This is a genomic window from Caenimonas sp. SL110, from assembly GCF_001044395.1.
Taxonomy (GTDB): Bacteria; Pseudomonadota; Gammaproteobacteria; order Burkholderiales; family Burkholderiaceae_C; genus Ramlibacter.
This window is the reverse complement of sequence record NZ_JANU01000005.1, coordinates 16,258-30,585: the sequence shown is the minus strand read 5'-3', so window position 1 is coordinate 30,585 and position 14,328 is coordinate 16,258. Positions and strand designations below refer to the sequence as shown.

At 63.3% G+C, this 14,328-nt stretch carries 12 protein-coding genes, 2 tRNA genes and 2 pseudogenes; 7 read left to right on the top strand and 9 right to left on the bottom strand.

The window, feature by feature from the left end; translation table 11 throughout:
- Positions 1 to 44: 44 nt before the first annotated feature.
- Together rplQ and AQ12_RS03395 are read left to right on the top strand one after the other, a co-directional pair.
- Positions 45 to 440 (top strand): 50S ribosomal protein L17, encoded by a 396-nt coding sequence (gene rplQ, locus AQ12_RS03400; protein WP_048438461.1) that lies wholly within the window; start codon positions 45 to 47, stop codon positions 438 to 440.
- 26 nt (positions 441 to 466) lie between these two features.
- Positions 467 to 543: transfer RNA gene (locus AQ12_RS03395), tRNA-Met, on the top strand.
- A 163-nt stretch (positions 544 to 706) separates the two neighbouring features.
- On the opposite strand, the gene AQ12_RS22380 is transcribed toward AQ12_RS03395, so the two are convergent.
- The 4 genes and pseudogenes from AQ12_RS22380 to AQ12_RS03380 all read right to left on the bottom strand — a co-directional run bounded on the left by AQ12_RS22380 (position 707) and on the right by AQ12_RS03380 (position 2,462).
- Positions 707 to 961, bottom strand: coding sequence for an FCD domain-containing protein (locus tag AQ12_RS22380; RefSeq protein WP_082151390.1), 255 nt, complete (start codon positions 959 to 961; stop codon positions 707 to 709).
- A pseudogene (locus tag AQ12_RS22630) lies at positions 962 to 1,908 on the bottom strand (IS3 family transposase); the annotation flags it as partial. It lies immediately after the preceding gene.
- 249 nt (positions 1,909 to 2,157) lie between these two features.
- Positions 2,158 to 2,301 (bottom strand): annotated as a pseudogene (locus AQ12_RS23490) (DUF6538 domain-containing protein); the annotation flags it as partial.
- A gap of 85 nt (positions 2,302 to 2,386) precedes the next feature.
- Positions 2,387 to 2,462, bottom strand: a tRNA-Arg gene (locus AQ12_RS03380).
- Positions 2,463 to 2,599: 137 nt separating this feature from the next.
- On the opposite strand from AQ12_RS03380, the gene AQ12_RS03375 reads away from it, so the two are divergent.
- Positions 2,600 to 3,499 (top strand): cytochrome c5 family protein, encoded by a 900-nt coding sequence (locus AQ12_RS03375; protein WP_048438459.1) that lies wholly within the window; start codon positions 2,600 to 2,602, stop codon positions 3,497 to 3,499.
- Between the two features lie 46 nt (positions 3,500 to 3,545).
- Here AQ12_RS03375 and AQ12_RS03370 read toward each other — a convergent pair whose 3' ends face one another.
- Positions 3,546 to 4,079: a DUF2946 family protein gene (locus AQ12_RS03370; protein ID WP_048438458.1), complete on the bottom strand. Its 534-nt coding sequence runs from the start codon at positions 4,077 to 4,079 to the stop codon at positions 3,546 to 3,548.
- A 312-nt stretch (positions 4,080 to 4,391) separates the two neighbouring features.
- Between AQ12_RS03370 and AQ12_RS03365 the strand changes: the two genes are divergently transcribed.
- Both AQ12_RS03365 and AQ12_RS23100 read left to right on the top strand, forming a co-directional pair.
- A complete protein-coding gene (locus AQ12_RS03365) occupies positions 4,392 to 5,876 on the top strand; it encodes an ammonium transporter (protein ID WP_082151388.1) in 1,485 nt (494 codons plus the stop codon).
- 46 nt (positions 5,877 to 5,922) lie between these two features.
- Positions 5,923 to 6,402, top strand: a complete 480-nt coding sequence (locus tag AQ12_RS23100; protein WP_152682657.1) for a hypothetical protein — start codon at positions 5,923 to 5,925, stop codon at positions 6,400 to 6,402.
- Between the two features lie 15 nt (positions 6,403 to 6,417).
- On the opposite strand, the gene AQ12_RS03355 is transcribed toward AQ12_RS23100, so the two are convergent.
- The 4 genes from AQ12_RS03355 to AQ12_RS03340 are packed head-to-tail and all read right to left on the bottom strand — an operon-like array spanning position 6,418 to position 12,230.
- Positions 6,418 to 8,052: a GMC family oxidoreductase gene (locus tag AQ12_RS03355; RefSeq protein WP_048438457.1), complete on the bottom strand. Its 1,635-nt coding sequence runs from the start codon at positions 8,050 to 8,052 to the stop codon at positions 6,418 to 6,420.
- Positions 8,053 to 8,067: 15 nt separating this feature from the next.
- Positions 8,068 to 9,621, bottom strand: coding sequence for a CoA-acylating methylmalonate-semialdehyde dehydrogenase (locus tag AQ12_RS03350; protein WP_048438456.1), 1,554 nt, complete (start codon positions 9,619 to 9,621; stop codon positions 8,068 to 8,070).
- Between the two features lie 4 nt (positions 9,622 to 9,625).
- Positions 9,626 to 11,440 carry an acyclic terpene utilization AtuA family protein gene (locus tag AQ12_RS03345; protein ID WP_048438455.1) on the bottom strand — a complete coding sequence of 605 codons (1,815 nt, stop codon included), beginning with the start codon at positions 11,438 to 11,440 and terminating at the stop codon, positions 9,626 to 9,628.
- A gap of 1 nt (position 11,441) precedes the next feature.
- Positions 11,442 to 12,230 carry an enoyl-CoA hydratase/isomerase family protein gene (locus AQ12_RS03340; protein WP_048438454.1) on the bottom strand — a complete coding sequence of 263 codons (789 nt, stop codon included), beginning with the start codon at positions 12,228 to 12,230 and terminating at the stop codon, positions 11,442 to 11,444.
- A 160-nt stretch (positions 12,231 to 12,390) separates the two neighbouring features.
- Here AQ12_RS03340 and AQ12_RS03335 point away from each other — a divergent pair, with 160 nt between their 5' ends.
- Positions 12,391 to 13,509, top strand: coding sequence for an ABC transporter permease (locus tag AQ12_RS03335; protein WP_048438453.1), 1,119 nt, complete (start codon positions 12,391 to 12,393; stop codon positions 13,507 to 13,509).
- Complete coding sequence (locus AQ12_RS03330; protein WP_193387954.1) at positions 13,509 to 14,327, top strand: ABC transporter ATP-binding protein; 819 nt, start codon at positions 13,509 to 13,511, stop codon at positions 14,325 to 14,327. Before AQ12_RS03335 ends, AQ12_RS03330 begins: the two co-directional genes overlap by 1 nt.
- Position 14,328 lies beyond the last annotated feature (1 nt).

Below are 14,328 nucleotides of genomic sequence, written 5' to 3'. Positions count from 1 at the left end.
AGTACCTGATACGGCTGCGTTTTAGATAAGGAAAGGAATACACCATGCGTCACGGCCACGGCCTTCGTAAACTCAATCGCACCACTTCGCACCGCCTCGCGATGCTGCGCAACATGATGGTTTCGCTGCTTCAGCACGAAGTCATCAGGACTACTGTTCCCAAGGCCAAGGAATTGCGCCGTGTTGTTGAGCCCATGATCACGCTTGCCAAGGAACCGACGCTCGCCAATCGGCGTCTCGCTTTCGACCGCCTGCGCGACCGCGATATCGTTACCAAGCTTTTCAACGAACTCGGTCCACGTTACAACGCCCGTCCGGGTGGTTACACGCGCATTCTGAAGAATGGCTACCGTGTTGGCGACAACGCGCCGATGGCTTTCGTTGAGCTCGTCGATCGTCCTGTATCTATCGACGATGCTGATGCCCCTACTGCGGAATAAGCAGCGCAGGCAGGTTATAATTCAAGCGCGCGATGGAGCAGCCTGGTAGCTCGTTGGGCTCATAACCCAAAGGTCGCAAGTTCAAATCTTGCTCGCGCAACCAAATTCAATGCCCACCATATGGTGGGCATTTTTTTGCGTTGTTTGTGCTTCACTTGGCTACATCTTTCCAATCCCGCTCAGCGGTTCAGTCGTGAACCAATAGAAATCGTGAAGTCGGCATTCTTGTTGGGACCATGAAGACCCGCTTCGTGTTCGCTGAGCTTTCAAAGAACAAAGTTCTTGTATCGCAACATATATTCGCGGGCACTTCGATTCAGCTCTCTGATCTTGAGTTCCGCTTCGTCAGCGTCGCCCCTGACGATTGCCGCGAGAACAGCGCGGTATTGGGTGATTCCTGTTTCTGAGCGTCCTGGCAGCAGTGCCACGCGCCTCATCGTCACTCGTGTGCGTTCATAGACACGCTCGTTCAGGTCGGTGAATGTGTCGTTGTTGGCCGTCTGGCGAAGCCTGCACCCAATCTAGTACCGCTCGGAAGTAGAGATTTCCGGCGTCTCTGACATCGCCGTTGCAGGCAGCTGCCTGCAACGGCGGGCGAATTCGGCGGGTGTGATCCAGTCTGGCGCACTGTGGGGACGACTCTCGTTGTAGTACTCGCGCCACGCACCGATCTTGCCTTTGGCGTCGTCCAACGACATGAACCAGGTCGCGTTCAAACACTCCTGGCGCAGCCGACCGTTGAAGCTCTCTACGTTGGCGTTGTCCGTTGGCTTGCCCGGCCGGCTGAAGTCAAGTTCGACACCACGCTCATGGGCCCACTTGTCCATCACTTTGGATATGAACTCGCTGCCGTTTTCCGTCTTGATAGTCTGCGGCAGGCCGCGTCGTTCAGCAGTGTTGTTCAGAACTCTCACGACATCTTCCCCTTTCAAGCTTTGGCCCACGTCGATGGCCAGACATTCGCGGGTGTATAGATCCACCACCGTCAGCATCCGAAGTTTGCGACCATCAAACAGGTTGTCGGCGACGAAATCCATGCTCCAGATTTCATTGATGGCGTGAGCCAGTTGTTTGGGTTGGCGCAGCTGCGCTGCCTTGTTGCGCCGGGGGCGCTTCAAACGCAACGACAGGCCTTCCTCCCGGTAAAGGCGATACACCCGCTTGACGTTGTCCATGTGGCCCTCGCGGCGCAGCATCACATGCACCCGGCGATAGCCGTAGTGCACTCGCGTGTCGGTGATCTCCTTGATTCGCGACTTCAGGATGCTCTCATCCTTGCGCTGGGAGACATACAGATACGTCGATGACGACATCCTCACGATGCGCAGCGCTATGCGCTGACTGCATCCGAAATGCCGCATCAACTCCGGCACCAACTCGCGCCGCTGCGAGGGCCTCAGAGCTTTTTTGCGACTACCGCCTGCAGCATCGCCTTGTCCAGGCGCAGATCGGCCACGATCTGCTTGAGCGCAAACGCGATTTGCTTGTCGGTGAGCTTGCTCTTCTTCACGACAAGCGCCTGCCCCTGCGGGGCTTTCATCATGCCGAATTTCTCTGTACCTGCACGATCCCAAATCCGGTACAGGGTCACGTCGTCGATGGGTTTCGTGCCGCCGATACTGACGGTGGGTGCTGGGCCCAACAACTTCAGGACGTCGGAACTCATGAGGCGAGACTGCGACGTCAATAACGGCTTTCGCCCGTTGGCGATCATGACCGCTGCCACGAGCTTCGCCACGTGCAGCTCGTGTGTTCTTGTGGACTTGGTAACTTCGCGCTGGCCAAGGGCCTTGCGTAGCCGTGCAGGTACGACCAAGCGTGCCCACCAAATGCCACCGCGACGAGAAAGATGATTCGTCATCTCAACGCCTTTTGTACTGAGGCGATGTCGCAGCAGCGAGCGGTGAGGCGCGAGAGTCCTTGAGGATCAAGGCCCTAGGATTGTCTGGTGCGGCTGGCGGGGATCGAACCCACGACCCTTGGCTTCGGAGGCCAATACTCTATCCACTGAGCTACAGCCGCATTGCAATTGCATGCGAGGGCGCATTATCCCTGATTGGCGCGGGCTGCAATCTTGTGGCGGTACTGATAAAGGACGGAACGAGCGCCTAGCTATAATCAAAGGTTGATTTCAACGCCCCGCCAATTTTGAGGACGCCATGAGCGATAGCACCCAGGAAGAAGCCCACACCGGCCCGATCAAGACCCCTCAACAGTTGCTGCTCGCGGTGTTCTTTTCATTCGTGATCCCGGTATTCGCGATCATCGGATTCGTGAACTACGTGGTGTCGGACAACAAGCCTTCCGGCAACAAGCAGGGCGAGAGCCATGTGCTCGGCGGCGTCTCCACCCAGGACCTCGACAAAGGCGTGGCAGCGCGCATCAGCAAGGTTGGCTCGGTAGAGATCCGCGATGCCAACCGCGCCCTCAAGAGCGGCGAGGAAGTTTTCAAGGCCCAGTGCGCGACCTGCCACGGCACACCGGGAATCCCCGGCGCGCCCCACCTGGGCGACACTGCCGCCTGGGCCGCTCGCATCAAGACCGGTTTCGAGGCGCTCGTGCAGTCTGCCTTGAAGGGCAAGAACACCATGCCAGCGCAATCAGGTGGTGACTTCGACGACATCGAAATTGCGCGAGCTGCGGCGTACATGGCCAATTCGGCTGGGGCCACCTTCGCCGAGCCGCAGCGCCCTGCGGCAGCCACCACCGCTGCAGCATCAGCAGCGGCCCCTGCCGCAGCGCCGGCAGCCATCGCCGCAGCTCCGGCAGCAGCCGCAACGCCGGCTCCCGCACCGGCAACTCAGGTTGCCGCCGCAGGTCCCGCTGGCGAAGCGCTCTACAAGCAAGCCTGTGTCACCTGCCACTCGGGTGCGATACCTACCGCGCCGAAATTTGGCGACAAGGCTGCGTGGGCGCCTCGCATCGCGACCGGCATTCCAGCTCTGGTCAAGAGCGTCATCAACGGCAAGGGTGCCATGCCGCCCAAGGGCCTGGCAGCCAGCGCCTCCGAGGCTGATATCAAGGCAGCGGTCGAGTACATGGTCAACGCCGCGAAGTAGGGCAACGAACTCCAGGCATCAAAGCCGGTCCATCGACCGGCTTTTTTCATGGCCGGCTGGCGTTCAAGGCGGCTGGACTCAGGACGAATCCGAACTGTTCCTGCAATGCGGCTGAGTGGATGTCCTGCGGTACCCACAGCCCCTGCTCGATGGCATCTGCAGCAAGCCCCATGTCCTGTGTGTGCACCACGCCAAAGCCCACGTCGGTCTGTAAATAGAGTCGGCCGGGCTCATCGACGAACGCGGCCCGAAACTGGGCTTGCTGTCCGGTATGGGCATGCACTGCGAAATCAGGGTCGACGCGCCAGACGAAGGGGGCGACTTCAAGTTCGACATAGACCCGCTGGGGGCCGTTCTGGAAGAACCATTGCCCCGTTGCATCGGCCTCGTAGTTGCGCTGGATGAAGTCGATCAGCTTCTCGTGTTTGAGCAGCGAGCCCTTGTGTTGGGCGAACGGTCCGGCCTGCTGCACGCGATCGTCGCGCATGTACCAGTTGCCCCGGGCGTCCAGGCCCAGCCAGCCATAGCAATGAGGAACGTTGGGCCACTTGGCGATGGCCTGCCTGACGATGTCATCCATCGCAGGATTATCGGCTGCGCCCCATAAAAAAGGCGCCGTCCAGCGGCGCCTTGCGAAGGGCATCTCGTCGGATGCCTGAATGAATCTTGTCGTGTTCTGCTTGTCTCCTCGGTCCCTCGCCCTTCGCGGACACTGGGCCCGGTCGCGAGTGCATGCAATCTATCTTTTGCACCCCATCAGTGCATCGGGACTTTCCCGCGTTGGGCGTTCCTTCTGCGGCGGGGTGGTCGTGGATGCGCAGAAGTTTGAATTTCCGCTGGCACGACTTATGCGACTGCCCCGCTGTTGGGCAACAAAACAAAAGGTGTATCAATGTTCAGGGTCGCATCACACGCCGCGCTCGCGGCTGGAATCTGGCTTGCATGCCATGGCATCGGGATCGCGCAACAGCCTGTTCCGGCGACCTCTCAAACGCCTGTGGCGGCCCCAGCGACGAATGCAGCCGCTGCTGCACCCGAAACGACCCCTGTCATCGCCGCTCCGGTCCTGCAGATCACACCGGTGCCTGCGGCGGTCCCGGCAGCCCCGCCCGCCCCGCCACCAGCGGCTCCCCTGACCAAGCCCAGCCTTGTCGGCGTGGACACGATCAATGGTGCTGACACCGCCTGGATGATGACGTCGACCGCCCTGGTGCTGTTGATGACGCTGCCCGGCATCGCGCTGTTCTATGCCGGGATGGTGCGCAAGAAGAGCGTGATCAACACGATGGCCTGCGTCGTTGCCATCACCGGGCTCGTGTCACTGCTGTGGTTTGCGGTTGGCTACTCGTGGGCCTTTACGCCCGGCAGCAATTTGATCGGCAATGGCAGCCGGATGTGGTTCGAAGGCATGGATTACTTCAAGGAGTCGGGCAAGGTGATGGTCAGTCACATCGCGCCGAACATCCCCGAGTCGGTGTACGCCATGTTCCAGCTGACGTTCGCGATCATCACGGCCGCGCTGATCGTCGGTGCCTTCGTCGAACGCATGAAGTTCTCCGCGATGCTCCTGTTCATCGCCATGTGGTCGCTGCTGGTTTACGCGCCCATCGCCCACTGGGTGTGGGAGCCGGGCGGCTGGCTGGCACAGCTTGGAGCGCTCGATTTCGCGGGCGGGTCCGTCGTGCACATCAATGCGGGCGTGACCGGTCTCGTCTGTGCGTATTTCCTGGGCCCCCGGCGCGGCTATGGTCGCGAGGCATTCGAGCCTTTCAACCTCGGACTGACCATGGCCGGCGCCGGCCTGCTGTGGGTCGGCTGGTTCGGCTTCAACGCAGGCTCGGCGGTGGCCTCCGATGGGCGTGCGGGCCTGGCCGTGCTGGTCACGCATATTGCCGCCGCGGCGGGCGCGATGGCCTGGATGCTTGGCGAATGGGTCGTGCGCGGACGTCCGTCGCTGTTGGGGCTGTGCTCAGGCCTTGTGGCGGGCCTTGTGGCGATCACCCCGGCGGCCGGCTTCGTGACACCCAAATCCGCCCTGCTGATCGGCGCAGTCGCGGGTCTGGCCTGCTATTGGGGCGCTACCGCGCTCAAGCGCATGCTGCGCGCCGATGACTCGCTTGACGTGTTCGGCGTGCATGGAATCGGCGGCATTGTCGGCTCCCTGATGACCGGACTGCTCGCGAGCAAGTCGATCTCGGGTGTGGAAGGAAGCTTCATGACCCAGCTGATCAGCGTCGGCGCAGTGGCTGCCTACAGCATGTTGGTCACAGCCATCCTACTCGTGGTCACCAAGCTGATCGTGGGACTGCGGGTGGACGAGCAGACCGAACTGTCGGGCCTGGATATCGGGCAGCACCGGGAGCGGCTGGCCAACTGATGCCCGCCAAAGCCTTCGCACCGTTTGAAGTACAAGGAGGTTCATCATGCTGGCCAGCCAGAAGATCGCCGTAGCCGCACACGTGCATGTCTTGCTGCGACGAAAAACGGGTCGCGTCACGGATACCGAGTGGATGGCTTCGAACGCCGAGTACGCGATGGAGATCGTGCGATTCGCGCGCGCAAAGGCACAGGAGGACGGCCATGCCGACCTGGCCGAATGGGCCGACAAGCTGGAGCGGGTAGCGCTCGAACCGACGCCTGTGGCCCACAGGCCGCTCGCGCAGACGGCGATACAGATGTTGAAGGAGCGCAACGCCGCATTCCAGGCCGCGCCGCAGCCGCCTGCGGCCGTGCAGGCGCCGATAGCGCCGGCAGCGCCGGTGGTTCCGGTTGTCGCGCCCAGCGGATTCGCCCACTCGGTCCCCTTCGGCGAATCGACAGGCTTTGCCGAGTCCATCCTTGAAGACGGCAAGCCGCGCCCGCGCAATCCCGCAGAGCCGCGCTATGTCGGTGGCTTGCGCTAGGTCAGCCTGGGCAGGCTAGACCCGGCGGTTGTCGCGCAGGATCCAGTCGGCGGCTTTCTCGGCCATCATCAAGGTTGGCGAGTTGGTGTTGCCGCTGGTGATCGTCGGCATCGCACCGGCATCCACCACACGCAGGCCCGCGATGCCGCGCACCCTCATCTGGGTATCGAGCACCGCCATCGCATCATCGTCATCGCCCATCTTGGTGGTGCCGACCGGATGGAAGATGGTGGTGGCGATATCACCTGCCAGCCGCGCCAGGTCCTCGTCGGATTCGTACTGCGCGCCGGGTTTCCATTCCACCGGTTTGAATTTCGCCAGCGCCGGTTGCGAAGCAATGCGGCGCGTGACACGCAGCGATTCGGCGGCGACTTTTCGGTCTTCTTCCGTGCTCAGGTAGTTCGGTGCAATGAGCGGTGCGTCTTCAAACTTGTTGCTTCTGATCTGAACGGTGCCGCGGCTGGTCGGGTTCAGGTTGCAGACACTGGCCGTGAATGCGTTGAAGCCATGCAGCGGCTCGCCGAATGCATCCAGGCTGAGCGGTTGCACGTGGTATTCGATGTTGGCGTAGGGCCGCTCTGGCGAACTGCGGGTGAACGCACCGAGCTGCGAAGGCGCTGCGCTCATCGGACCGGTGCGCTTCAACGCGTATTCCAGGGCTATCTTGGCCTTGCCGAACCAGCTGTTGGCCATCGTGTTGAGCGTTGAAACACCATCGACCTTGTACACCGCCCGGATCTGCAAATGGTCCTGCAGGTTGGCACCGACGCCCGGCGCATCCAGGACCACGTCGATGCCGTGCTGCTTGAGCAACGCCGAAGGCCCGATGCCCGACAGCTGCAGGATTTGCGGCGAACCGATGCTGCCCGCGCACAGCAGGACTTCGCGTTCGGCGGTCACCGTGACCATTTCGCTATCGGCCCAGACGCGCGCACCGGTGCAGCGCTTGCTGCCATCGGGCTGGGTCTCGATCACGAGGCTGGTCACCTGCGCCATCGTCCACATCTCGAAGTTGGGTCGTCCGTAGCAAGTCGGCCGCAAGAATGCCTTGGCGGTGTTCCAGCGCCAGCCCTCTTTCTGGTTGACCTGGAAGTAGCCGACGCCTTCGTTGTCGCCGCGGTTGAAGTCTTCGCTGTGGGGTATGCCCGCTTCCTGCGCTGCCTGTGCGAAGGCGTCGAGGATGTCCCAGCGCACGCGCTGCTTCTCGACGCGCCATTCGCCGCCGGCACCATGCAGCGCGTCGGCACCCTTGTAGTAATCCTCGTGCTTCTTGAAGAAGGGCAGGCAGTTGTCCCAGGTCCAGTTCGCGTCGCCGGTCTGCCTGGCCCAGCCGTCGTAGTCGCGCGACTGGCCGCGCATGTAGATCATGCCGTTGATGCTGGAGCAGCCGCCGAGCGTCTTGCCGCGCGGGTAACGCAGCGTGCGACCGTTCAGGCCTGCGTCGGCCTCGGTGTTGTAGAGCCAGTCGGTGCGGGGATTGCCAATGCAATACAGGTAGCCCACCGGGATGTGAATCCAGTGGTAGTCGTCGCGCCGTCCGGCTTCCAGCAGCAGCACGCGGCATTTGCGGTCGGCTGAAAGGCGGTTGGCCAGCAGGCAGCCCGCCGTGCCGCCGCCGATGATGATGTAGTCGAAAGTGGTTTCGCTCATGGAGCGGCTATCGGGTCACTTGGCTGTCGGCATGACGAACTCGGCGCCCTTGCCGATACTCTCTGGCCAACGCTGCATGATGGACTTTTGCTTGGTATAGAACCGCACGCCTTCTTCGCCGTACGCATGCATGTCACCGAACAGGCTCTTTTTCCAGCCACCAAAACCATGCCAGGCCATCGGCACCGGAATCGGCACGTTGATGCCGACCATGCCGACCTGTACGCGGCGGCTGAATTCACGCGCCACGTTGCCATCGCGGGTGAAGCACGACACACCGTTGCCGTACTCATGCGAGTTGACCAGTTCCACCGCATCGGCCAGGTCCTTCACGCGCACGCAACCCAGCACCGGTCCAAATATCTCTTCCTTGTAGATCTTCATGTCGGGCGTGACGTTGTCGAACAGTGTGCCGCCCACCCAGAAGCCGCCCGAGGTATCGACGTTGCTGCCGGCCCCGGCCATCGCAGCCTTGAATTTGCGGCCGTCCACGACCAGCTTCGCGCCTTCAGTTTCGCCCTGGCCGATGTAGCCCGTGATGCGACCCGCAGCCGCGCTGCTGACGATGGGGCCCATCTCGGCATCGAGCTCCACGCCGTTCTTGATCTTGAGCTGCTGCGTGCGCTCGGCCAGCATCGGCATGATGCGGTCCGCTGCGTCGCCCACCAGCACGGCCAGCGAGATCGCCATGCAGCGCTCACCTGCAGAGCCGAATGCCGAGCCGATCAGTGCATCGACGGCCTGATCCATGTCGGCGTCGGGCATCACGACCATGTGGTTCTTGGCCCCACCCAGGGCCTGCACGCGCTTGCCGTGGCGTGCGCCTGTTTCGTAGATCTTCTGCGCGATGGCAGTCGAGCCCACGAACGACACGGCCTTGACATCGGGGTGTTCAAGTAGTGCATCGACCGCGTCCTTGTCGCCCTGCACGACATTGAAAACACCATCGGGCAAACCGGCGCGCTTGAGCAGGTCGGCCATCATGATGGCGGCGGTCGGGTCCAGCGGGCTCGGCTTGAGGATGAAGCAGTTGCCCGCCGCAATCGCCACCGGGTACATCCACATCGGCACCATCACCGGGAAGTTGAAAGGCGTGATGCCTGCCACCACACCCAGGGGCTGGCGCATCGTCCAGTTGTCGATGCCGGTCGAGACCTGATCGGTGTAGTCGCCCTTGAGCAGCTGGGGGATGCCGCAGGAGAACTCGACGATGTCGATGCCGCGCGAGACCTCGCCTTGCGCATCGGTGAACACCTTGCCGTGCTCCGCCGTGATCGCGTGTGCGAGCTTGTCTTTTTCCTGGTTCAGCAGCTCAAGAAACTTGAACATCACCCGCGCGCGGCGAATGGGCGGCGTGTCGGCCCATGCGGGAAACGCGGCTTGCGCAGCAGCGACCGCAGCGCTCACTTCCGCGTTGTTGGCGAGTGCGACCTTGCCGGTCACGACGCCTGTGGCGGGATTGAAAACGTCCGCTTGCCGGCCGCTGGCACCGGCGACGATGCGCCCGTTGATCCAGTGGGCTATGGTGGCAGTGGTGGAGGAGGCGACGGATTTGTCGGGTGCGTTCATGACTTCAGCTCGCATCAGGGGGAAGATCGCGCCAGTCTACATCCACCTCCACAGGCATCGTCAGCAGGATCTGCGCCATGCCCTTGCCCAGGGGGTCGTTGCGCAAGGAGGCCATGCCGCCGCCATCAAGCGCCTGGGTGCAGACAAAGTTGAGCGCGTGGATGCCCGGCACCTCGTAGCGCGTCACCGTGCCGTGGACAAGGTGCGCCAGCCACTGCTGCACGCGCTCTGGTGTGAGTTGTGCGCGCAGCAATGGCAGCCACTCGGGCCGGCGCGCAATAATTCCGATGTTCGAGGTGTCGCCCTTGTCGCCGCTTCGTCCCCATGCCAGGCGGATCAGCGGGACTTGCATGGTTGCCTTCCCCGATGGCGCGAGCTCTGGCCCCACGGCGGGCCGCGCCGGAGGCGGCACGGCAGGCTGGCCGGTCGGCACGTCGATCGGGGTGACCCGTGCATCCTGAATCACGGTCGGAACCACACGCAACTTGTCCAGCAGAAAAGCAAACTGCTTGATCGCGGGCGACGGCCGTGGCCTTCCGTCCGCGCCGGTCGTGCCCGGCGACCACGACGTTCCTGCGGGTGCAATCTCGCGCGCAAATATTTCCAGCGCCGCTTTTTGCGGATGCATCACCGACACGCGCAGCACGACCTCGCGAATCGTGTAGCCCTGCGCCTGCGGCCCGAAGTTTCCCGCCTCCGAGCCCAGCACCTCAATCAGTGTGCGGCTGTAATCGGCCAGCCCCAACCGTGCGAACAGCTCCCGCGTGCGTTCCAGAATTGCTTCGCCGGTCCGCTTGGCCTTTCTTGCTGCATCGATGCCCACGATGGTGAGCTGCGCATTGCAGCGAAAGCCATCAACATAGGTTGCAGACACCTTGTAGGCCGGACCGGGCGCAAGTCCCCGCGCGCCCCTCACCCGAACCCTGTGCTCGCCCACGTTCTCCATCGTCACCGCGCTGAAGTCGCAGGTCACATCAGGCAGCAGATAGCGCTGCGGGTCACCGATTTCATAGAGCATCTGCTCGCTGACGACCGCCGTGTTGACCAGTCCGCCTGTGCCCGCCGGCTTTGTCACGACAAAGCTGCCGTCGGCGCTGCACTCGATCACCGGATAACCGATGTGCGGCCAGTCGGGCACGTCTTCCCAGTCGGTGTGCAGGCCGCCCGTCGCCTGGCAGCCGCATTCGATGATGTGGCCGGCCAGGCAGCCGTGCGCGAGACGCTCGTAGTCATCAGTCGCCCAGCCGAATTCGTGCATCAAAGCGCCTAGCGTCACGGCGCTGTCCACGCAGCGGCCTGTCACGACGATCTGCGCGCCTGCATCGAGTGCGTGCCTGATCGGCAATGCCCCGAGGTAGGCGTTGGCGGTGAGCACTTTCTCCGGCAACGCCGCGCCGCTCTGGAGCTCAGTGACGCCCTCCATCCTCAATTGCCCGAGCTGCGCCATCACGTCGTCGCCGGCCACCACAGCTACGCGGATCGTCACGCCCTGTTCGGCGGCCAGCGCGGCGATGGCGTCTGCGCAGGCCTGGGGGTTCACCCCGCCTGCGTTGCTGATGACGCGGATGCCCTTTGCTGCGACGTCTTTCAGGATGGCCTTGAGCGTGACGGAAACAAAGTCGGTCGCGTAGCCCTGCGATGGGTCCCTGGCGCGTGCCGCCGCCAGGATGGACATGGTGAGTTCGGCCAGGTAGTCGAATACCAGGTAATCGACATGGCCCTGCGAAACAAGCTGGGGTGCGCCCACGCTGCTGTCGCCCCAGAACCCCGAGGCGCCGCCGATGCGAATCACTTTTTCGCCGCTGTTGGTATTGCCCACGCTAGTGCCCCTTCCACTGCGGCTTTCGCTTTTGCTGGAAAGCAGCCTGGCCCTCCCTGGCGTCTTCGGTCAGCGTGAACAGGGCGATCTGGCTCTCCGTGAAAGCAATCGACTCCTCGAAGCCCATCGCTTCGATCGCCTTCATGGTGTAGAGGCCGCGCCGGATGGCCGCAGGCGACTTGTCGGTCAGGCGCGCGAGCAACCAGTCGAGTCTGGCGTCCACATCGTCATCCACGTAATTCACCAGCCCGTATTCGAGGGCCTGCGACGAAGTGAGCGGCTCTCCCGTGAGGCACATCTGCGCGAGCTGGCGCCGGGGTATCAGGTGCTGCAACACCGACAGCACCTGCGCGGGGAACACGCCAACCTTGACCTCGGGAAGGCCGAACACCGCGTGCGATGCGGCCACGGCCATGTCGCACATCGACAGCAAGCCCATGCCGCCCGCCATGCACGCACCGTTGACCCGCGCGATCAGGGGCAGATTGCTGGCCCGGGCGCGACGCAGCAACTGGGCGAAGTGCGCGTACGGCTCGGAGTAGTCGGTGGTGAAGGCCTGGGCTGACTGAAGATCGGCGCCCGCGCAGAACGCCTTGGAGCCGGCCCCGGTGACGACGATGGCCCGCAGCGTCCGGTCGGCTTGCGCATCGTCGATCGCCCGGGACATGCCAGCCAGCACGCCATGACTCATGGCATTGCGGCGAGCCTCCCGCTGGATGGTGAGCCACAGGACCGGGCCGCGCCGCTGCACATCCAGCTCGGGGAGGGAAGGGGGAAGTACCTCGCTCATGCCGTCTCCTTGTTTGAACGCTTTATACCTGCGGCGCATTTGCCATATCTGTCACTGCCGCGCCACGGCCCCCCGCGATCAGGGTGGTTTGCCCCACGGCGCGGGCGGCCAGCAGGTAGGATGAAGGGTTCACCTCCCACGCACCTTCAACGCACCCTTCATGCACGAATCCACGCCGCGCATCGAGCCGCCAGCCGCGCCCGGGAGCGGGCGCGCACGGGTGCTGGGGTCCTGGACGGCTGCGCACATTGCCGAGCGCGATGTCGTGGCGCGCCTGCAGGCCGAGCTGAAGGCCGCCAGCGCAAGCGACGGCTGGGACCTGAAGGAGGCCACGCAACTCGACCATGTGGGAGCCCAGCTCTTGTGGGACCACTGGGGCCAGACATGGCCCGCGCCGCTGGACATGCTGGCACCCCAGAAAGCCGTGCTGGAACGGGTGGCCCGGTTCACCGTCAAGCCGCGTCCTCCCCGCAAGACCAGCTGGCTGCGCAGCTACCTCTCGTTCGGTGAAGCGATCCTGCATGCCGTCGACCACGGCAAGGCATTCGTCCGGCTGATCGGGCAACTGGCGCTGAACCTGGGTCAGCTCGTGCGCGCGCCGCACGAGGGGCCGTGGCGCGACGTCTCCGGCCATCTCTATCGCATCGGTGCCACGGCGTTGCCGATTACCGCGCTGGTCGGAGGCCTGATCGGCATCGTGCTGGCGTACCTGACCTCGCAGCAGCTCAAGCAGTTCGGCGCCGACGCCTACATCGTCAACATCCTGGGGGTCGCGCTGATTCGCGAGCTGGGGCCGATGCTGGCCGCGATCCTGATTGCGGGCCGCTCCGGCTCCGCGATCACGGCCCAGATCGGCGTGATGCGCGTGACCGATGAGCTGGACGCCATGCGCGTCATGGGAATCTCGCACAGCTTCCGGCTCGTCATGCCCCGCGCCATGGCGCTGGCGCTTGCCATGCCGCTCATCAGTGTGTGGACCACGCTTTGCGCGCTGGGCGGTGGAATGATCGCGGCGGACATCTCGCTGGGGATCACGCCCACCTACTTTCTCACCGCCTTGCCGCAGGCCGTCCACCTGAACAACCTGCTGCTGGCGACCAGCAAGTCGATCGTTTTCGGCATCCTGATCGCGCTGATTGGCTGCCACTTCGGCCTGCGGATCAAGCCGGATACGCAAAGCCTGGGCGAAGGAACGACGGCATCGGTCGTGACGTCGATCACCGTCGTCATCCTTGTCGATGCGCTTTTTGCCGTGGTCTTCAAGGACGTGGGGATCTGATGGAAGAAGCCGAAAGCGTCCTGCCGGCCGAGGGCGAGCCCATGGTGGAGATTCGCAAGCTGTGGACCGAGTTCACAACGCCGGATCGCCGATTTACCGTGCACCAGGACCTGGACCTGACGGTCGAACGTGGCGAAGTCATGTCGCTCGTGGGCGGGTCAGGCACCGGCAAGACCGTGCTGCTGCGCCAGATCCTGGGGCTGGAGACGCCCGCGCGCGGCGAGATCCTGGTGCTGGGCAAGCCGGCAGAGCGCCTCAGCCAGAAGGGCGCAGCCAGCCGGGTCGGCATGCTGTTCCAGCACGGCGCGCTGTTCTCGGCGTTCAGCGTGCTGGAAAACATTGCATTCCCCTTGCGTGAACTGCGGTCGTTGCCACCCGCCCTGATTCGCGAGGCCGCCATGGTCAAGCTGCAGATGGTGGGGCTCAAACCCGACGATGCCGACAAGATGCCCGCCGACCTGTCCGGCGGCATGATCAAGCGCGCTGCGCTGGCGCGGGCGCTCATCATGGACCCGCCGCTGCTGCTGCTGGACGAGCCCACCGCCGGGCTTGACCCGGAGAGCTCCGATGGATTCGTCACGCTGCTGCGGTCGCTGCATCGCGACATGGCGCTGACGGTGATCATGGTGACGCATGACCTGGACACCTTGTTCGAGCTGTCCACGCGCATTGCCGTGCTGGCGGACAAGCGGGTGATCGTGAATGCGGCGCCCAAGGATGTGATCGCTTTCCAGCACCCCTTCATCCACGATTTTTTCCTGGGCGAACGGGGCCAGCGCGCAATGGAGCTGTTGCGCGAATATCCGTTTGCCGTGTAGA